Source organism: Thalassotalea sp. PLHSN55 (genome assembly GCF_052030545.1).
GTDB lineage: Bacteria > Pseudomonadota > Gammaproteobacteria > Enterobacterales > Alteromonadaceae > CANMXU01.
The window spans coordinates 133,996-152,984 of the sequence record NZ_JBPDIH010000006.1 but is presented as its reverse complement, the minus strand read 5'-3'; the positions used below and the strand labels follow the sequence as shown (position 1 = coordinate 152,984).

Annotated in this window: 24 protein-coding genes; 8 read left to right on the top strand and 16 right to left on the bottom strand. The window is 40.4% G+C overall.

Features of this window, described 5'->3' with window-relative positions; genetic code table 11:
* Positions 1 to 64 precede the first annotated feature (64 nt).
* The 3 genes from ACRRSQ_RS13235 to yjgA form a co-directional block, all read right to left on the bottom strand.
* Complete coding sequence (locus ACRRSQ_RS13235) at positions 65 to 205, bottom strand: hypothetical protein (RefSeq protein ID WP_440876229.1); 141 nt, start codon at positions 203 to 205, stop codon at positions 65 to 67.
* A 437-nt stretch (positions 206 to 642) separates the two neighbouring features.
* Positions 643 to 1,029, bottom strand: coding sequence for a hypothetical protein (locus tag ACRRSQ_RS13230; protein WP_440876228.1), 387 nt, complete (start codon positions 1,027 to 1,029; stop codon positions 643 to 645).
* A gap of 106 nt (positions 1,030 to 1,135) precedes the next feature.
* Entirely contained in the window at positions 1,136 to 1,654 is a 519-nt protein-coding gene (gene yjgA, locus ACRRSQ_RS13225) for a ribosome biogenesis factor YjgA (protein ID WP_440876227.1), read from the bottom strand.
* Positions 1,655 to 1,769: 115 nt separating this feature from the next.
* Between yjgA and pmbA the strand changes: the two genes are divergently transcribed.
* Positions 1,770 to 3,113, top strand: coding sequence for a metalloprotease PmbA (pmbA, locus tag ACRRSQ_RS13220; RefSeq protein ID WP_440876226.1), 1,344 nt, complete (start codon positions 1,770 to 1,772; stop codon positions 3,111 to 3,113).
* Positions 3,114 to 3,146: 33 nt separating this feature from the next.
* On the opposite strand, the gene ACRRSQ_RS13215 is transcribed toward pmbA, so the two are convergent.
* Positions 3,147 to 3,881 carry a substrate-binding periplasmic protein gene (locus ACRRSQ_RS13215; protein WP_440876225.1) on the bottom strand — a complete coding sequence of 245 codons (735 nt, stop codon included), beginning with the start codon at positions 3,879 to 3,881 and terminating at the stop codon, positions 3,147 to 3,149.
* A 453-nt stretch (positions 3,882 to 4,334) separates the two neighbouring features.
* Here ACRRSQ_RS13215 and ACRRSQ_RS13210 point away from each other — a divergent pair, with 453 nt between their 5' ends.
* On the top strand, positions 4,335 to 5,480 hold the full coding sequence (locus ACRRSQ_RS13210) for a BamA/TamA family outer membrane protein (RefSeq protein WP_440876224.1): 1,146 nt from the start codon (positions 4,335 to 4,337) through the stop codon (positions 5,478 to 5,480).
* A 258-nt stretch (positions 5,481 to 5,738) separates the two neighbouring features.
* Positions 5,739 to 6,071, top strand: coding sequence for a hypothetical protein (locus ACRRSQ_RS13205; RefSeq protein ID WP_440876223.1), 333 nt, complete (start codon positions 5,739 to 5,741; stop codon positions 6,069 to 6,071).
* Between the two features lie 193 nt (positions 6,072 to 6,264).
* On the opposite strand, the gene mgtE is transcribed toward ACRRSQ_RS13205, so the two are convergent.
* The 12 genes from mgtE to ACRRSQ_RS13145 all read right to left on the bottom strand — a co-directional run bounded on the left by mgtE (position 6,265) and on the right by ACRRSQ_RS13145 (position 15,619).
* Positions 6,265 to 7,623: a magnesium transporter gene (gene mgtE, locus ACRRSQ_RS13200; RefSeq protein WP_440876222.1), complete on the bottom strand. Its 1,359-nt coding sequence runs from the start codon at positions 7,621 to 7,623 to the stop codon at positions 6,265 to 6,267.
* A 171-nt stretch (positions 7,624 to 7,794) separates the two neighbouring features.
* Positions 7,795 to 8,073, bottom strand: coding sequence for an HPr family phosphocarrier protein (locus tag ACRRSQ_RS13195; RefSeq protein ID WP_440876221.1), 279 nt, complete (start codon positions 8,071 to 8,073; stop codon positions 7,795 to 7,797).
* Positions 8,074 to 8,086: 13 nt separating this feature from the next.
* Entirely contained in the window at positions 8,087 to 8,941 is an 855-nt protein-coding gene (gene rapZ / locus ACRRSQ_RS13190; protein WP_440876220.1) for an RNase adapter RapZ, read from the bottom strand.
* Positions 8,942 to 8,945: 4 nt separating this feature from the next.
* Positions 8,946 to 9,395: a PTS IIA-like nitrogen regulatory protein PtsN gene (gene ptsN / locus ACRRSQ_RS13185; protein ID WP_440876219.1), complete on the bottom strand. Its 450-nt coding sequence runs from the start codon at positions 9,393 to 9,395 to the stop codon at positions 8,946 to 8,948.
* A gap of 22 nt (positions 9,396 to 9,417) precedes the next feature.
* Complete coding sequence (hpf, locus tag ACRRSQ_RS13180; RefSeq protein WP_440876218.1) at positions 9,418 to 9,705, bottom strand: ribosome hibernation promoting factor; 288 nt, start codon at positions 9,703 to 9,705, stop codon at positions 9,418 to 9,420.
* A gap of 26 nt (positions 9,706 to 9,731) precedes the next feature.
* Entirely contained in the window at positions 9,732 to 11,240 is a 1,509-nt protein-coding gene (locus tag ACRRSQ_RS13175; protein WP_440876217.1) for an RNA polymerase factor sigma-54, read from the bottom strand.
* Between the two features lie 88 nt (positions 11,241 to 11,328).
* On the bottom strand, positions 11,329 to 12,057 hold the full coding sequence (gene lptB, locus ACRRSQ_RS13170) for an LPS export ABC transporter ATP-binding protein (protein WP_440876216.1): 729 nt from the start codon (positions 12,055 to 12,057) through the stop codon (positions 11,329 to 11,331).
* A 2-nt stretch (positions 12,058 to 12,059) separates the two neighbouring features.
* Complete coding sequence (gene lptA, locus ACRRSQ_RS13165) at positions 12,060 to 12,500, bottom strand: lipopolysaccharide transport periplasmic protein LptA (RefSeq protein WP_440876215.1); 441 nt, start codon at positions 12,498 to 12,500, stop codon at positions 12,060 to 12,062.
* Positions 12,501 to 12,543: 43 nt separating this feature from the next.
* A complete protein-coding gene (gene lptC, locus ACRRSQ_RS13160; RefSeq protein ID WP_440876214.1) occupies positions 12,544 to 13,110 on the bottom strand; it encodes an LPS export ABC transporter periplasmic protein LptC in 567 nt (188 codons plus the stop codon).
* Entirely contained in the window at positions 13,107 to 13,652 is a 546-nt protein-coding gene (gene kdsC, locus ACRRSQ_RS13155) for a 3-deoxy-manno-octulosonate-8-phosphatase KdsC (RefSeq protein ID WP_440876213.1), read from the bottom strand. The genes lptC and kdsC overlap by 4 nt, the downstream gene beginning before the upstream one ends.
* 3 nt (positions 13,653 to 13,655) lie before the next feature.
* Positions 13,656 to 14,621 carry a KpsF/GutQ family sugar-phosphate isomerase gene (locus ACRRSQ_RS13150; RefSeq protein WP_440876212.1) on the bottom strand — a complete coding sequence of 322 codons (966 nt, stop codon included), beginning with the start codon at positions 14,619 to 14,621 and terminating at the stop codon, positions 13,656 to 13,658.
* A 14-nt stretch (positions 14,622 to 14,635) separates the two neighbouring features.
* The gene (locus ACRRSQ_RS13145; RefSeq protein WP_440876211.1) at positions 14,636 to 15,619 is read right to left on the bottom strand and encodes a calcium/sodium antiporter; all 984 of its coding nucleotides are present in this window, start codon (positions 15,617 to 15,619) and stop codon (positions 14,636 to 14,638) included.
* 308 nt (positions 15,620 to 15,927) lie between these two features.
* On the opposite strand from ACRRSQ_RS13145, the gene mlaF reads away from it, so the two are divergent.
* From mlaF to ACRRSQ_RS13120, 5 genes are read left to right on the top strand one after another with little or no spacing between them, the layout of a single operon-like run.
* Positions 15,928 to 16,734, top strand: coding sequence for a phospholipid ABC transporter ATP-binding protein MlaF (mlaF, locus tag ACRRSQ_RS13140; RefSeq protein ID WP_440876210.1), 807 nt, complete (start codon positions 15,928 to 15,930; stop codon positions 16,732 to 16,734).
* Positions 16,734 to 17,510 (top strand): lipid asymmetry maintenance ABC transporter permease subunit MlaE, encoded by a 777-nt coding sequence (gene mlaE, locus ACRRSQ_RS13135; RefSeq protein WP_440876209.1) that lies wholly within the window; start codon positions 16,734 to 16,736, stop codon positions 17,508 to 17,510. Before mlaF ends, mlaE begins: the two co-directional genes overlap by 1 nt.
* A gap of 39 nt (positions 17,511 to 17,549) precedes the next feature.
* Positions 17,550 to 18,017, top strand: coding sequence for an outer membrane lipid asymmetry maintenance protein MlaD (gene mlaD, locus ACRRSQ_RS13130; protein ID WP_440876208.1), 468 nt, complete (start codon positions 17,550 to 17,552; stop codon positions 18,015 to 18,017).
* A complete protein-coding gene (locus ACRRSQ_RS13125) occupies positions 18,018 to 18,656 on the top strand; it encodes an MlaC/ttg2D family ABC transporter substrate-binding protein (protein WP_440876207.1) in 639 nt (212 codons plus the stop codon). It begins immediately after the preceding gene.
* 19 nt (positions 18,657 to 18,675) lie between these two features.
* Positions 18,676 to 18,972 carry an STAS domain-containing protein gene (locus ACRRSQ_RS13120; RefSeq protein ID WP_440876206.1) on the top strand — a complete coding sequence of 99 codons (297 nt, stop codon included), beginning with the start codon at positions 18,676 to 18,678 and terminating at the stop codon, positions 18,970 to 18,972.
* Positions 18,973 to 18,989: the final 17 nt, after the last annotated feature.

The following is an 18,989-nucleotide window of genomic DNA, read 5'->3' as shown; positions in this document are numbered from 1 at the left end:
ACTAAGCTGAACTTCTTAATCACATGAGTGTTTTAAGATGTTCAGCTTTTTTATTACTGAAAGGTTAAATACTTTCTAATACTTCTCTTTGTTCGGCTTTTTCGATGCGAATGTCAAAGTCTCTAGGCCAATCTGAATTATCGTAATCAAACTCAACTGTCTCAGCAGTACTATTGTTATTTGCTAGTGCATTAATATCACTCATTTTTGTGCCTCTCTTTTGGTTAAACCTTGATCAGCTTTCACTTTAATTACTGATCTTAATGACTGTGCTAATTAAAACGGTGAATGACCACCTTGGGTAAATTCACCACTCTTTCTTAGTTGTCTGTAGTATTTTTACAACATATTTCTGTTTTAAGCAAGTTTTAGGCGTGCTTTAAAATGTTAATGTAGTTTTATTACATCTTGTGACTTGTGACTTGTGACTTGTGACTTGTGACTTGTGACTTGTGACTTGTAGCTAGCCGTCTGTGAATGATGGCTATGTGAGGAAGAAATTGAGACTGTGGCATATAAGCTTATATACACCGATAGATCAATTGCTTAGTAACGGCTACTTGAGAATTTATGATTGAGTTGACCGGTATTGGCTTGCAAGTTGTCAGCAGTCGATTATTGCAAGGCGAAATTGTGCTAAGGCTATTTGCTAGCTTTATCTTTAAAGACTTTTTTATTTGACCAAGCGCAGGTAACAGACCAAACAGCAAAGACAATAAATACCGTATGGATAAGGGTGAAATAACTAATGACATAAACCCAAGTCCACGCGGAATTAAATCCACCTAAGGCGATCATTAATAATGTGACAACCCCTAAAAAAAACGCGGCGATTAGGTTGAGCTTAATGGCAAAATTAATGTGATAAGCCGCCAGTGTGCCTTCCGCATGTTTATGACGTTGCAGTATTAGCCACAGAAAACTTATTGCCGGTAAAAAGGTTAAATTTAATAATGAAGCCATCGCCGCATTGGCAGCAGCTTTGTTGGTGGTAGGTTTTAGATCATTTGTATCGGTAAGCGTCATCATAAAGTACTCAAAAGCTCTTTATTTAAGCTTACTCGTTTTTGGCTAAAAAACTAGCAAGTGTTCATTTTCTTGCTAGTTTTTTGATGTAAACCAATATTGCCTAGTATTAAAAGCTAATATGTTCTTTTAAGTAGCTAAATAAATCGCGGGTTGATTTACCCACTTTTTCAGCTTTCTTTTCTTTGCTAGCTTGTCTAACTAACTGTCGCAATTTTTGACGTTCTAAGCTTGGTGTTTCATTCAGTAAGCTTTCAATTTTATCGTTGCCTTGCTCAATTAAGGCGTCGCGAAGGTTTTCCAAGTGATTAAACTTAGCGGTTTCTTGCTGATGTTTATTGGCCATTACGTCGAGCGCTTGGTTGATTGGCGCTAAATCCGTTTCTGACAATACCTTAGCAATATAGCGAACGTGGCGGCGTAATGCTTCATGCTTATTAAGAATTTTGTCAGCCAAAACTAAGGCATCTTTTAGTTCATCAGTTAATGGCAACTTGCTACGTTGGTGCTTTGACATCTTCACTAATTTGAAGCCAAAATCTTGCAATTGCAGCATTTCTCTTTTTATTTCAGATTTACTTTTTAATTCTTCATCGAATTCATCGATATCATTGGCAGACTGGGGCATAATGTTAACTATTAAGTAATAATAGCCATAGTATACAACAAACCGGCTTTCGCGAAAAAGATCAATAATAAATCACTTTGTTATTTCGCTTCTTTAAATGAGTAAAATAAATAATATGACTGAAACAGATAGTATTGCAAAACAGCTTATTCAAGTTGAAGAACGTGTTGCTCAAGCACTTGAGCTAGCCGTTAAATTAGGTGCTGACAGTGCCGAAGTTGCCATGAGTCGCCAACAAGGTTTAAGTGTTGGTACGCGCATGGGGGAAGTGGAGACTGTTGAATTTACTAATGATGGCGCACTGGGTATTACTGTTTATAAAGAAGGTCGTAAAGGCAGTGCTTCAACCGCAGATTTATCTCAAGAAGCGCTTAATCAATCTGTTCAAGCTGCGGTCAATATTGCCAAATATACTTCAGTTGATGAATTTTCAGGGCTGGCAGATAAAGCGCTTTTAGCCATGACACCGCCCGATTTGGATCTTTTTCACCCAAAAGAAATGACCACTGACAATGCGATAGCGCTTGCTAAGCAATGTGAAGATGCATCGCTTGCATTTGACCCACGTATTACTAATTCTGATGGTGCTTCGCTTGCTTGTTACGAAGGTTTTAAAGTTTACGGAAATACTCATGGTCAACTGGTAGGGTATCCAAGTTCTCGACATAGTTTAAGTTGTGTTGCGATTGCCAGTGAAAATGACGATATGCAACGCGACTATGCGTACACCGTAAACCGCGATTTTAATTTATTAGATTGTCCTGAAGCGATCGGTAAAAAAGCCGCTAGCGAAGCCTTATCTCGACTTGGCGCACAAAAGCTTGCCACAGGTAAAGTGCCGGTATTATTTCGCGCCGATATTGCTAATTCATTGTTTGGTCATTTTATTTCAGCCATTAGTGGCGGTAATTTATATCGCAAATCATCGTTTTTATTAGATGCCTTAGGTCAGCAAATTTTCCCTGATTTTTTAACCATTGAAGAGCGTCCGCACTTATTAAAAGCTTTGGCCAGTAGCGCCTTTGATAGCGAAGGTGTAAATACAGTAGATCGCAATATCATTACCAATGGTGTTTTAGACACCTACTTATTAACCAGTTACTCTGCGCGTAAACTTGGCATGACCACCACAGGCCATGCGGGTGGCATTCACAACTGGGTTGTTTCTGCCAATGGTGGTAATTTTGAAGCCATGTTACAGCAACTTGGTACTGGGCTTTTAGTGACTGAATTGATGGGCCAAGGTGTGAATGTGGTGAATGGCGACTATTCACGCGGCGCAGCAGGTTTTTGGGTTGAAAATGGCAAAATAGCCTATCCAGTGGCTGAAATTACCATTGCCGGCAGTTTACAAGATATCTTCAAGGGTATTGTTTCTATTGGCTCTGATACCGATATGCACGGCAGTATTCGCACCGGTTCTATTTTAGTTGAAGAGTTGCAAATCGCTGGGGTGTAAATTATTAATAATGAGCTTTAATATCCAGATAAGTTAAGGCTCAATTCCTTCTCCTTTTTTAATCATACTTTGGTCAAATTGGTACATTATCTGTTTGGCATTAGGTACTGATTTTGCGATCGCTAAATAGGCTTTTTTAACTTCAATTAACGGACTGATTTTTTCGAATCGATTGGCATACCCTTCATTGTGGCTAATTAAAAAACCTATATGAGCCGTATCCCCATAAATAAGATTAACCCTTTCTGCGTTGAGCATCTTTAAGCTTTGCTCAATGGTATCAACAAAATGTATTTGCCAATTTTTTTCTTTAATTGTCGGTGAAATATAGCTACTTCGCTGTACAGCTAGTACTACATTTTTGTCTGCTGGCAACATTTTTCCTGTTTTGATAAAAAGTCCAAGTTGTTGCTGGCTTATCGGCTGTTTAGAAAAATAAAATAACTTTTCTCTTTCGGCATTTTTCCACATGCCAGCAATTAAACACCCACCATTTTTAGCGGTTTCGAAACTGCGTGCCCAGGTTGAGGTTGCTATATGATTTACGGTGATGTCAAAGGACTGAAAGCGCTGTTTAATCACGGCTAATAACGCATCGCGATCGGCTAATAATTTATGATTGAATGGCTGCTCAACTGCTTGCTCTTTATTAGCTTGGCTAGTATCTATGACGCACAGGTTTAAGCTTGCTTCACCTCGAGCCATCCAGCTAAAAGTCAATACAATTAAGGAAAATGTCAGTGCAATTAAGTTTGGTGTTTGTGTCATCAGATCATGTTTTTTTGCATTAAAAATAAGTTAACAATATTAAGCCAGTTTAATAACACATAATTCATGTTAACCAATAAATGACCTATACGGTATTTTGCCTGTATTGAGTGAGTTTGTCATGCTTCCTGTTACATTCTTGACTGCTTATCCAGAGCTCAATCAATGATGAAAATAAGGTAAAAGCTTATTCCTTCCGTCAACTTAAAAGTGACCTGCTTAGGACTTTGCAGGTGAACAAGTCTGTTAAGTGATAAATGTCACCAATGTTTATTTTGAAATTGATACACATCGAGATCATTTTACTCGTACTGTGTAGGTGTTTTGTTTCATCAAGCTGCTTTTGTCTGTGCTAGGAAACAATACAGTAAGCTTAATTACCACTGGTTTACAGTTTTTTTATCTGTCTCTTGTAGAGTGTTCAATGAATAAAAAAGTAAAAGGTAGTGAGAAATGTCAAGCGTTAAAAGTAAAGTTAGCTTAATCGCTAAGCTTGTTGTGATCGGGTTAGGATTTTCATCATTGAGCCATGCTTATGCTGAAAATCAGACCGTTGAAGCGGATAAAGACAAAGTTAAAGCCCAAGCGGCAGCAAGTGAAGTCGAAGAGTCTGCGCTTAAATTTGTGCCTTTATTAACCAGTACGCCATTAATGGGTGCAGGTATCGGCGGCGCAGTATCTTACCTTTATGATACCGATGAAGGATCGTCAAAATCACAATTACGTTTAAGCGGTCAGTACTCTGAAACCGACAGCTACGACATTAGCATTAATAACAATGCGTGGCTTGATGGCAACAATATCAATTCTCAATCCTTTTTTGCCCTTGCTAATATTAACCATGGCTTTACTGAAGATGGTGTTGATGTAGGTTATAACACCAATAAAATTTTAGCTAAGCAAACTTTTATTATGAACTCGTTTGGCGATTTCTATTTTGGTGTGCCGCTCACTTATATTGATATTGAATACAATGCGACTAACGATGCTGGTGAGCAGTTTATTAAAGACAACGGTATTACCGATGTACGCATGGGCGGCGTTGGTTTAAACATGACTTACGATACCCGTAAAAATAAATATTTCCCGCAAGGCTCTTCGTTAGTGAGCATTAGCGCAGTGGCTAACCCTGAAATGTTAGGGGCTGAAGATGATTTTTCCTTATTAACTGTTGATGCGCGCCATTACGCGAAAGGTTTCAAGAGCCAAGATGTATTGGCAATGCAATTTTTTGGTCAATACGCTAGTGAAAAAACCCCTGACGTTTCATTGCCTACCTTATCAGGAAAAGACTTGTTACGTGGTTTCCCTGGTGGACAATTTAAAGCCCGTTATATGTCAGGTGCACAAGCTGAGTATCGTTATGTTGTAGAAGGTACCAAGTTTAAGTTAACCACGTTTGCAGGTGTTGCTAACTTATCAGGTGGTTCATATGGTACAGACGGTAACTCGCGTGACGATGACGGCTGGTATTCAGCTGCAGGTGTTGGTATTCGTTATGCGATTCAAGAAAAAACCGGTATCGATTTACGCTTAGACCTGGTTAGAACCAGTGAAGATGAAAACTCGCTTTATTTGAAACTAAACCAAGCGTTTTAATCGTTATACAAAGTGCAGTCTTGGTACTGCACTTTCTGAATTGTTCCCGTGAAGGCGAATTTTTATGTCTCTTTACTCTAAACTTAAAAAACATCAGCATAAATTAATTATGTCGATCATAATTTGCTTAACCAGTTTTTTAGTGGTCACCACAGCCTAGGTTGGTCATTATTTAGGGACCACCCTTGTTATAATAAATGAAGTTATTGCTTGTACCGCAATAAAAGTGGCAGAAGCAGCGTTAATTTGGAAACAACTATGAATCAAAAATCAGACATTATGAAGGGCGTCAAAAAAGGGCTCATTATCGCTGTAGTCGCCATAATTGCCATGGTTGTGATACAACCTGCTAAAGCTTGTGGATTTGAGGGGCTAGTAAAGGTTGCTCAGGCGTTAAGGGCAAAAGAGGCGGGCCTTCCTTATGATCCTGCTGACCTTCATCCAGAAGCGCATCACTCTGAAGCAGAGCATCAGCATCAAGCTATCACTAAGGTAGAAAACGATACGACTGATGATAAGTCGGCAGCAAAAGAGAAGCCGGCTCAAGATGAAGATGTTAAAGATAAAAGTGTTGCTGCTGCGTCACACTAGTTTTGCCATTGAAGTGCGCTTAGTCCCATTAGCTTAATTTAGCATTGTGCTGTTATTAAGCTAACTGAACTATATTCACTGCACTATGTACTCACGGCACTATGTTCTCACACTAGGTTAACGGTCTTAGTTTGTAGGTATTGAGTTGTCGATTAGCTTGTCGGCATTGGTTTTTACACTAAGAAATTGCCGGTTAGCCTAACAATAAGGTTGCTGTACCTAAAAAGGCAAATATTCCGACCACATCAGTCACTGTGGTTAAAATTACACTGCCCGCTAATGCTGGATCTATATTCATTTTCTTTAATAATAATGGAATGGTCACCCCAGCTATACCTGCTGCGGTCATATTCATTAACATGGCAAAAGCGATAATCGCGCCTAACAGCAAATTTTGTTGCCACAAGGCAACAACCGTTGCAATAAGTAGCGCCCAAATCACACCATTTAAAATACCGACAAATAATTCTTTATACAGTAATGAGCGGGCGTTACTTTCACCGACATGACCCAAAGCCATACCACGAATAACCAGTGTCAGGGTTTGATTACCAGCAACACCGCCCATGCTTGGCACGAGTGAGTTTAATACTGCAAGAATCGCCAGTTGGCTTAAAATACCTTCAAACATGCTCGACACGGCAACAGCAAGCAAAGCGGTAATTAAATTCACCCCGAGCCATATAGAGCGCTGTTGCGTACTTTTGATAACTGGGGCGAAGGTATCCGCTTCGTCATCTAAACCCGCCATGGTCATCATGTTATGTTCAGCATCTTCACGAATAATATCGATAACATCGTCGATGGTGATACGACCGAGCAAGTGGCCCTCATTGTCGATAACAGGAGCAGAAACCCAATCATAACGTTCAAATAATTGCGCGACGTCGGTTTCATCCATATCAGCATTCACCGCTTCAATGTCTTCATCGATGAGTGTTGAGACGATAACTTCGGGTTTTGCGGTAACAATTGATGCTAGCGTGACGGCACCAACAAAATAATCTTTGCGATCGACCACATAAAAGGAGTCGGTTGCGTCGGGGAGTTCGCCTTTTAAGCGTAAATAGCGCAATACCACATCAACCGTTACGTCTGGGCGAATGGTAATGGTATCGGTGTTCATGATCCCGCCGGCAGTATCTTCTTCATAAGATAAAGCGGCTTCTACTCGGCCTCGATCTTGAGAGTCCATCGAGCTCAGTACTTCTTGATAAACGCTATCGGGCAGGGTTCTTAAAACTTCAGCTAAATCATCAACGTCCATGCCTTCTGCAACCGCAGCTAGCTTTTCTGGACGCATGCTTTTTAGAATGCCTTTACGAACTTCTTCATTTAGTTCTTCAAGCACTTCACCGTGATGATCGGGGTCGACTAATTGCCACAATACATTACGACTTTTCGCAGGAGAAGACTCAAGAATTAAGGCAAGATCGTAGGCAGGCATGTTTTGCAATAACTTACGCACATGCACAAACATGCCGCTACCAAGAGCGTCATTGACCTGTTGTAGCCTTAGCTGAGTATATTCTTGTTCTGAAATTTCCGGCATAAACCAATCCTGTGCCGTTAATGCGAAAAGGTTATTTGTTTCGGTGGTATGCGAAAGCCTATTTTATTGAAATACCAAGGTGTTTTTTTCTTTCGTACCTAGGCAAAGTTTATCTTAACTGTGAGGTTTTTTCAGCTTTTTTATTCGACTAAATAAGTAGATACGGATTTGTTATTCACTTTCGTCGAACTTGTTGGTAAAAAGCTGACATATGGCGGTAAGTGCCTGTTGTGCTTCTTCGCCTTCGGTGGTTACCGTGACTTCTTTTCCTTGGCTACCGGCTAATAACATTAAGCCCATAATGCTACTTGCATCGGCTTGGTTATCGTCTAGCGTAATGTGAGCACTCGCGCGGTAGTTTTGGCAAAGCTGCGCAAGCTTAGTCGCAGCTCGTGCATGCAAGCCCAATTTATTAGTGATAATGAGTGTTTTTTCTAATTTTGGCATCATCTGTACCTAAACATTAGGTGGATTTTACTTCAATATCACGATGGCGAGATTGCACATCTTCACGGTCTTTTCTTAAGTTGTTCGCTAAAAGTTCTGCAATATAAACTGAGCGATGTTTACCGCCGGTACAACCAATAGCAATGGTGACATAACTTCTATTGTTACGCTCTAAATGTGGTAACCAGGTCATCATAAAACTGTTTATTTGCCAAATGAATTTAGTGACAATCGGTTGGCTTGCTAAAAAATCTTGCACCGGTTGATCTAGCCCGGTTTGTCCTTTTAATGACTTATCCCAAAACGGGTTTGGTAAAAAGCGCGCATCAAATACATAGTCGGCATCGGCAGGCACACCATGTTTGAAACCAAAAGATTCAAACACTACCACCATAGAACCGGTTTTTTTACCTAATATACGTTCTCTGACCAAGTCAGCTAATTGATGCGGCGTTAACTGGCTGGTATTGATATATAAATCTGCGCGGCTTGAAACTGGCTCTAATAACTTTTTCTCTAACGCAATCGCTTGATCGAGGGCGATGTTTTGTCTGATTAACGGATGCAAGCGACGAGTTTCGCTAAAGCGGCGAATTAAATCACCGTCATCAGCGTCTAAATAAACAATGTTAAGCTCAACCGCGTTTGGCAGGTAATCGATAATCTCTGAGACATCGCTGGGTAACTCGGGCAAATTACGCACATCTAAGCTAACCGCAACATTTTCATAGTCGTTAATCACGGTATGGGTTAGGGCGGGTAGCAGGTTAACGGGGATATTATCAACGCAATAATAGCCTAAATCTTCCAAAACCCTTAAGGCAACAGACTTTCCTGACCCTGAACGGCCACTTACTATGATTAACTTCATTTATTTATTGTTGTTGAATAAATTCAAACAATTCCTGGTCGGTGGTGCAGCTTCGAACGCCTTTGCAAATTTGTTTGTCACTAAAGAGTTTTGCTATGCTTTGCAGCGTATTTAAATGTTCTTTGCAGCTTGCTTCAGGCACAAATAAGGCAATAAAAATATCCACTGGACGGTTGTCGACAGCGTCAAAAGCAATGGCTTCCGCAGAGGTGACTACCACGCACACTATTTTTGAACTAGTGGGGAGTCGGCCATGTGGAATGGCAATGCCGCCGCCAATACCTGTGCTGCCCATTCTTTCGCGTACCATCAAACTTTCTAATAATTCTTGTTGCGAAATATCGTCGAGCTGTTCTGCCGCGGTAAGGCATATTTGTTCTAAAATACGTTTTTTACTTGACCCTGAAACTGCACAGTGAGTGCAGTTTAGGGTTAAAATGTCTTGGAACTTCATAATTTTTTATGGCTGGGGTTAATTAGTGCTGGCTAATTTTGCCTTTATATTTAAGGATTTGACGATCTAATTTATCAACTAGTGCGTCGATTGAGGCGTACATATCACTGTTTACAGCTGATGCGTGAACTTCACTGCCATTTAAATGCACCGTTGACTCAGCTTTTTGATTTAATTTTTCGACGGTTAGTACAACGTATACGTTATTGATGTGATCAAAATGACGCTCTAATTTAGCAAATTTTTCGTTTACGTAGTCGCGTAAAGAGTCTGTAATTTCTACATGGTGTCCAGTAAGATTGATTTGCATAGACTTAAATCCTCATAAATTAGTTACTAAAGTAAGCTTTTTCGTTGGTTTGAAGGCGGTATAGACAATGACTCGCGATATTTGGCTATAGTACGCCTTGCGACATTAATACCTTGTTCTGCTAATATTTCCGCCATTTTGCTGTCGCTTAATGGTTTCGATGGGATCTCCGCAGAAATAAGTTTTTTGATTAATGCGCGGATAGCTGTTGATGAACATTCTCCCCCGTTCTCGGTACTAACATGACTTGAAAAGAAGAATTTAAGCTCAAAAATTCCTCTTGGCGTATGCATATACTTTTGTGTGGTAACACGAGAAATGGTTGACTCGTGCATATCTACCGCTTCAGCGATGTCATTTAAAACCATAGGGCGCATGGCTTCTGGGCCATGTTCAAAAAAGCCTTGTTGGCGCTGAACAATACAGTTTGACACTTTTAATAAGGTATCGTTTCGACTTTCTAAACTTTTAATAAACCACTTGGCTTCTTGCAAGTTTGAGCGAATAAATTGGCTGTCGTTTGATGACTTCATAGTGCGTGTCATCGCAGCATATTGTTGATTAATCGAAAGCTTTGGCGCAGTATCTGGGTTTAATTCAACCACCCAGCGACCATTTTTCTTTTCCACTGATACATCGGGTATAACGTATTGGTCATCTTCTTTGATAACACTGTCGCCAGGGCGCGGATCTAAGGTTTGAATTAGGCGAATAACTTCACGTAACTGATCTTCTTTTAAGCGCGTTTTGCGCATAAGTTGACGATAGTCACGGCTACCAAGCAATTCAATATGTTCACTAACGACTATTTTGCTTTCTTTAAGCCACGGCGTGTCATCGTCGAACTGGTTTAATTGAATTAATAAACATTCGGCAATTGAACGCGCACCAACGCCGATAGGGTCAAACATATTGATGCGCTTTATGACCGCTTCAACTTCGTCTAACTCAACGTCTTCGATGCCAACACTTTCTAAAATATCTTCACTAGTAACAGTTAAGTAGCCAGCATCGTCAATTGCATCAATAATCGCGGTTGCTATGGTGAGATCGGTATCGCTAAATGGGGTTAGTTCCATTTGCCAGCGCAGGTGATCTTGAATTGAGTCGGTGGTTTCACCTTGGTAAGTATAGTCTTCAGAAGGTGCGCTGCTTACCCCTGTGTTTGAGGTGCCGGCACTATAGCTTTCATCCCATGTCGTATCGATATTGAGTTCTTCAGGAATATCGCTTTTATCCATAGCTTCTGTGGTGCTAATTTCATCTATGGTTGGCGCAGAATCTTCACTACCATCGGTTGCAGCTGGAGCAGCTTCAGTGGCATTTGCTGAAAACGCCTCTTCTAAGTCGTTACTGCTCTCGTCTTTTGTGGTGGGAGCACTTTCGTCAACTTCTAATAGTGGATTGCTTTCTAAGGCTTCTTGAATTTCTTGTTGTAAATCCAAAGTCGACAATTGCAACAGCTTGATCGCTTGTTGCAATTGCGGGGTCATGGTTAGTTGTTGTCCAATTTTTAGTTGTAGTGTAGGGCGCATCTACGTAATCATTTTCCTGTTGATTTTATTTTTTATCATGAGCTAAGTTAACTACCATGTGTTCAAATAATCTGTCCTATGGATATAACTATAGCGTGAATTGCTCACCAAGGTATACATCTCGTACATGTTGATTAGCGAGAATTTGATCGGCGTCACCCTCAGCTATTAATTCACCATGACTAACTATATACGCGTGTTCACATACATCGAGTGTTTCTCGTACATTGTGATCGGTAATTAAAATGCCGATCCCTCGATGTTTTAATTGTAAAATAATTTTCTTAATATCGCCGACTGAAATCGGGTCGACACCTGCAAACGGTTCATCTAGCAAGATAAATTTAGGATCTGCCGCTAGTGCTCGTGCAATTTCAACACGACGTCGTTCACCGCCAGATAAGCTCATACCGGTATTGTCTTTGATATGACAAATGTTGAATTCTTCTAATAAGTGCTCAAGTTTTTCTTCTTTTTCAACCGCGGAAAGATCTTTTCGCGTTTGCAGTATCGCCATAATATTATCGTAAACCGATAATTTGCGAAAAATTGATGCTTCTTGTGGTAAGTAGCCAATGCCTTTGCGTGCACGTTCGTGCATAGGCAGTAAAGTTAAGTTTTCATCATCTAAAGTAATGCTGCCACTGTCGTTTGGCACTAAACCAACAATCATGTAAAAAGAGGTGGTCTTACCGGCACCGTTTGGGCCGAGTAAGCCAACGATTTGTCCTGAGCTTACTTTTAAGCTGACATTTTTAACAACCTTACGGCCTTTGTAAGCTTTTGCTAACCCTGATGCAGATAACGTTGCTGACATAGTTATTCTTTGGCCTTGGTTTTTGGTTTTAACACCGTTGTGACTGTATCGTTACTATAACTTTCTGCTTCGAGTCTTTCTGTTAACGTATTGTAGATGATTTTGCTACCTGAGACTTCACTGCCTTCTTGGCTCAGTCGCGCGTTACCTGAAATAATAATGGTGTGTTCGTTAGCCTGATAGGTAATTTCATCTGCTTGTAACTTGATAGGCGTGCCATCTTCTAGGCGCTGCTCAAATGTTGCAGGTTTGCCTTTGGCAATGTAAATATCGTCATTGGTACCGGCTTTTTTAAGCACTTGCACCATATCTGCGCGGATCACGAGTGAACCTTGCGTGATAATGACATCATCGAGGTAACTGATAATTTTATTTTTCAAATCACCCGACTGGCGGATAGATTTGATCGTGATTTCTTGCTCAAAATCAGCTTTTTCTGCCATTGCTAGGGGGGAAATACCTAGTATGGTCGCTGCTAATATTAAATTAGCTAGTGGTTTTTTTATAGATAGTTTGAACATGTTCAGTTAATGTCATTTGTGTTGTGTTTAAGTCAACTATTAGCCCGGAACCATACATGGTAAATCCTTTTCCCTTTATTAAAATGGTTTGCTCTGAGCTAATAATATTCGTATTTAAGTCTAATTCTAAATATTTGCCGTTTATTTCTTGGATCAAGCTATTTTTATCTGTGGCATATAATCGTACTCTATTTTTTAGAATTACACGGTTATTGTCGTACAAAGTGGCTTCGTTAGCACTCATTTTCCACGGTAAGCTATTATTCTTTGGATATAAGGTATACCGAGGAAGTTCAAAATTAGTGAGTGAAAGATCAGAAAAGTGCTCCATGCGCTGAGCGTCAATCACGTAACTTAGTTGACCATCTTCATTAAAAATGTCGCTTTGTAAATTCTCAGCGATAAATTCAGGAACTAAGTCGGTAGAGATAACTTCAGCGGTTTTATCCTTATTTTCCATCCACTCAAGCACAGCATACGTGCTTACAGCGATTAGAAAAATTGAAAACGCTAAGCTATTAAGTTTGTTCATATACTTGCGCCACTGGCCAAGGATAATGTGCCTTGCGCTGTCATCAGTAAGTCGCACACTTCACGTACTGCGCCAAAACCGCCACGAGTAAAGGTGACTAAATTGGCGTCTTTCAAGACTTGCGGATGCGCATCGTTAACAGCAATGCCTAAACCAACAAATTGCATGCAGGCATGATCTGGCATGTCATCACCGATGTAAGCAACTTGTTCAGGGCTTAAATTCTTCTCGGCGATAAGTTTCTTCAAAGTAGGCAGCTTATTTTCTTCACCTTGAATAATGTCTGAGACATTCAGCGCGCGCATTCTCGTTGCCACTATGTTTGATGTTCGCCCAGTGATCACTGCGGTATCAACGCCGCTGGCAACAAGTGCTTTCATGCCATAACCATCTTTGGTATGAAATGCTTTTAATTCTTCACCGTCGTTACCTAAATATATACGACCATCGGAAAATACGCCGTCAATATCACAAATTAACAGTTTAATTGTTTTCGCTTGAGCAAATACTTGCTCGCAAACGTCGCCGTAAAGAGTTTCCACTGCTTATAGCACTCCTGATTTAAGTAGATCGTGCATATTCATCGCGCCCATAGGCTTATTATGCGCGTCAACAATAATTAAGCCATTAATTTTTTTATCTTCCATTATTTTTAATGCTTCTGCGGCTAACACATCGGCTGATGACGTGGTGGGTTTTACGGTCATCACTGAGGAAATGGCATCATGATGAATATCTATTTCAGCATCTAAAATTCTGCGTAAATCTCCATCGGTAAATAGCCCAACTAAAATACCTTTGGCATTAACAACTGCGGTCATCCCTAAACCTTTTAGCGACATTTCAACGAGGGCATCTTTAATTTTTGCCTGATCATTTACTACAGGTAAACGATCGCCGGTGTGCATAACATCAGATAAGCGCAATAATAAACGTTTGCCTAAACTACCGCCTGGGTGAGAAAGTGCGAAGTCGTCTGCGGTAAAGCCGCGGGCATTAAGCAGCGCTACGGCAAGGGCGTCACCCATAACTAGGGTTGCAGTGGTGCTCGATGTTGGCGCTAAACCAAGTGGACAAGCTTCTTGTTCAACTGCAATACAAACATGCGCATCTGAAAGTTTTGCTAGGGTTGAGTCGACATTGCCGGTCATCGATAATAGTTTGGCGCCAATGCGTTTAATGACCGGAATGATGGCCAATACTTCACTGGTTTCGCCTGAATTTGAAATTGTTAAGACCACGTCTTCTGCGGTGATCATGCCTAAGTCACCATGGCTCGCTTCACCGGGATGAACAAAAAAAGATGGCGTACCTGTGCTGGCAAGTGTTGCTGCGATTTTACCACCCACATGGCCTGATTTTCCCATGCCAACAACAATGACTCGCCCTTTACAATCGAACATGGCTTGGCAAGCAAGTTCGAAGTTATCATCGACATAGGTCAGCAAGTCAGCAACAGCTTGTTGCTCAATATTAATAACTTGTGTGCCTAATTTTTTGAAATTTATCATGTGCGTTTACTACGTTATTGTTGAATTTGACTAAAAAGTAAAACTTGATAAGCGATAAACGAAAATAATAACAGCGCACCTTTTAGTCGGGTAATGCGAAAATACCCTAATTTTCGGCTAAAGCATATTATAAAGAGTAACAAGGTAATGCCAAGCATGTAAGGCGCGTCACGCATTGCTGCATTTTCATCAACATCACCTGGGGCAATTAATCCTGTTAATGATAACACGGCTAAAATATTAAAAATATTGGAGCCAATAATGTTGCCTAAGGCTAGGTCATCTTCTTTTTTGATGATGCTCATGATACTGGCGGCCAGTTCAGGCAAGCTAGTGCCGATGGCGATCACGGTTAATCCAATCACTAAATCACTAATGCCAAATGCTTTGGCAATAAATACCGATGAGTCGACTAAGTAATTTGCGCTAATAGGCAGCAGTACCATGCCGATGGCAAGCCAAAAGAATGACCAAGGCGTACTGACGGCCTCAGGTACTTCTGATTCGGCTTCGATAATCATTGGATCGTCAATCACATTGCTCTTGGCTCGTTTTAAGGTTATCACCAACAGCGTAATGATATAGATAAAGAAACCCGCAATTAAAATGGCCCCTTCAACAAAGCTAAAATGACTATCGGATAACATCCAATACGCCAGTGCCGTAATGGCTAAAATGAGTGGGATCTCACGTTTAATCGTCGATGACGAAACACTAAGTGGATGTAATAGCGCGGTTAAGCCAAGTACTAAGGCAATATTGGTAATGTTTGAGCCAATGGCATTGCCAATACCGGTATCAGCATTTCCTTGTAATGATGCTGAGGCCGCTACCATCATTTCTGGCGCTGATGATCCCATTGCGACAATAGTTAAACCAATGATCATTGGTGAAATACCAAAATTTCGGGCAACCGACGAGGCGCCAAAAACAAATTTGTCGGCACTCCAGACTAAGGTAACTAAAGATACTAATAGAATAAAAACTTGAAATAACATCAACCACTCCTGTTCATAACGGTAAATTGTCGCCCGTTGCACCGCAAAAAAAAAGGTTTAATGAGCAAAGTTATAAAAAAAACGAAAAAAAATGAATTTACCGGCGGTTTTATTATCAATAGTGACGAGTATTTGAACAGTAATCGCCAATCTTGGTTGGTTTTACTTTTTTAACCAGACCACTTTTACATATTTTATTACTATTTTCTAATGCAGTATTTTTTAGCCTAGGGTAGAATTTCGCCTTACTTCGATTAATGCTCGTATTAATTGCCGTCTTACTTAACAGTGAAGTTTAAATCATAACTATGTCAGAAATTCTTGTTGATATTAAAAACATGACGTTTAAACGTGACCAACGCGTTATTTACGACAATATCAGCTTATCAATTCCTAAAGGAAAAGTGACGGCAATCATGGGGCCAAGCGGAATTGGTAAAACCACCTTATTACGCTTAATTGGTGGCCAATTACAGCCAGATGCTGGGCAAATATTATTTGATGGCGAAAATATTCCCAGTATGTCACGCAAAAAGCTTTATGAAGTGCGTAAACGCATGAGCATGTTGTTTCAAAGCGGCGCGTTATTTAGCGACATGAACGTTTTTGACAATATTGCCTTTCCTATTCGTGAACATACGCAACTTTCGGAAACACTGATTGAAAAAATGGTGATGATGAAACTTGAAGCTGTTGGTTTACGTGGCGCAAGAACACTTCGCCCTGACGAATTATCAGGTGGCATGGCACGCCGAGCGGCACTTGCTCGCGCAATTGCTTTAGATCCTGAATTAATTTTATATGACGAGCCATTTGCCGGGCAAGACCCGATTTCAATGGGCGTCATCGTTCGCTTAATTCGTTCACTAAGTGATGCTTTAGGGTTAACGTCAGTAGTGGTTTCGCATGATGTACAAGAAGTGATGTCGATTGCAGATTACATCTACATTGTTGCGGAACAGAAAATCATTGGCCAAGGCACACCACAAGAAATTGCTGAGCAAACATCACCGCTAGTCCAGCAATTTGTTAAAGGTGAAGCAGACGGGCCTGTGGCATTTCACTTTCCAGCGCCACCATTTGAACAAGAATTATTAGCTCGAGAAAGTAAATAATGGAATATATTCAACACTTAGGTCGAACTACCATTGACTTAATTTCAGGTTTAGGGCGAGCAGTCATGGTACTATTCTCCGCCTTAGGTCACTTGCCTAATTTCAAGAAAGGCACGCCTTTATTGGTACAGCAGTTGTATACCGTTGGGGTGCAGTCGTTAATCATCATTATAGTTTCCGGCGGCTTTATAGGCATGGTATTGGCGTTACAAGGCTATACTATATTAGTGGATTATGGCGCTGAGTCGGGGTTAGGGCCTATGGTTGCCTTAAGTCTTTTACGAGAGCTTGGCCCGGTAGTTGCGGCATTGTTATTTGCCGGCCGTGCAGGATCTGCGTTAACGGCTGAAATTGGTTTAATGAAAGCAACCGAACAGCTTTCATCGCTAGAAATGATGGCCGTAGACCCACTAAGGCGTGTTATTGCACCACGTTTTTGGGCGGGCTTTATCAGCCTACCACTGCTTGCTGCTATTTTTTCGGTGGTTGGTATTTTAGGTGCTCACCTTGTAGGTGTTAGTTGGCTCGGCGTCGATTCCGGCACTTTTTGGTCGATGATGCAAGCGCAAGTGGAATTTGAACAAGACATATTAAATGGTGCAATAAAGAGCATTGTTTTTGCATTTGTGGTGACGTGGATTGCGGTGTATAAGGGTTATGACTGTATGCCAACGTCTGAAGGTATCAGCCAAGCTACAACTGCAACCGTGGTACAATCGTCTTTATTAGTATTGTTTTTAGACTTTATCTTAACAGCGTTGATGTTTACAAATTAGCGCATTGAACAACTTTATAATTAATTTTTGGTGGAAGACATGGTGTCGAAAAAAGTTGAATTAGCAGTAGGGTTTTTTGTTGCCTTAGGTATTGCCGCACTGCTGATGTTATCTTTGAAAGTAGCAGATAGTGGAATTTCTGGTGGTGGCGATAGCTATCAGTTGTATGCCAAATTTGATAATATTGGCGGCTTAAAAGTACGTTCTCCGATTAAAGTCGGTGGCGTTATTGTTGGTCGCATCAGTGATATATCACTTGATGAAGAAGATTATATGCCAATTGTTACCTTAGATATTTATTCGCAATACACTTTTTCAGAAGCGTCGTCATTATCTATCCTTACGTCCGGTCTACTAGGTGAGCAATATGTTGGTTTATTGCCTGGCTTTGTTGATGAATCGGTCGACACCTTAGCGCAAGGTGATTTTATCGAAGACACCAAACCAGCTATCGTACTTGAAGAATTAATCGGTCAATTTTTATTTGGCCAAGGGAGTGAAGATTAAATGTTATCGCGTTTATTAGTTATATTATCAGCAGTTTGTTTAACGTTTTCAGTTAATGCTGCATCAGAAAAAATTAGCAAAGAAGATCCGTACCAGATGATTGAGCAGGTTGCTGACTCAACATTTACCCGTTTTGCCAGCGAACAAAGCGCCATTCAGCAAGATCCAAATTTACTGAAAAACATAGTTCGTGAAGAATTAATGCCTTATATCGATTATAAATATGCGGCATTTAAAGTGATTGGCCGAAACTTAAAGAAAACGACCGATGCCGAAAGAAAAGCATTTGTGCCGGTATTTCGTGATTATTTAATCACCTCTTATGCGCAAGTTTTTACTTTGTACGACAATCAAGAAGTGAAGTTTGAACCAAATAAAAGCGTGAAAGGCAAAAAAATCGTTTCGATTAAAACCGTGATTATTTCGCCAGACCGTGATCCGATCGATATCTCGTTTAAAGTGCGCCTCGACAAAAGAAGTAAGCAGTGGAAAGCATTTGATATGGTTGCTGAAGGTATAAGTTTACTAGACAGCAAACAAGCAGAGTTAAACAGCTTAATTCGTCAAAAAGGCTTAGGCCATGTGACCGAAATGCTGCGTGAAAAGAGTTCGCGTGATATTACTTTTAAAAAGCTATAATCAATTACGGAATTAAATTTTGACTGTCGATTTCACATTTAGCGCAAATAATACGACTATTGTTGGTCAGCTAACTCGCGAAACTGTGCCAACAATTAAAAAAAATACCATTAAAACCATGCTTGCTCAGCCAGAGATTATTATTAATCTTAAAGAAGTAACACGAGCTGATACGGCGGGGTTAGCTTGGTTGTTTTTAGTATTAGAAAAAGCCGCTAAAATACAAGTAACTGTACAGTTTAGTCATATCTGTCAAGATATACTCAATTTAGCCAAATTAAGTGGTGTAGAGCACTTATTACCGCAACAAGCGTAATCAGGGCTTTTCACCAA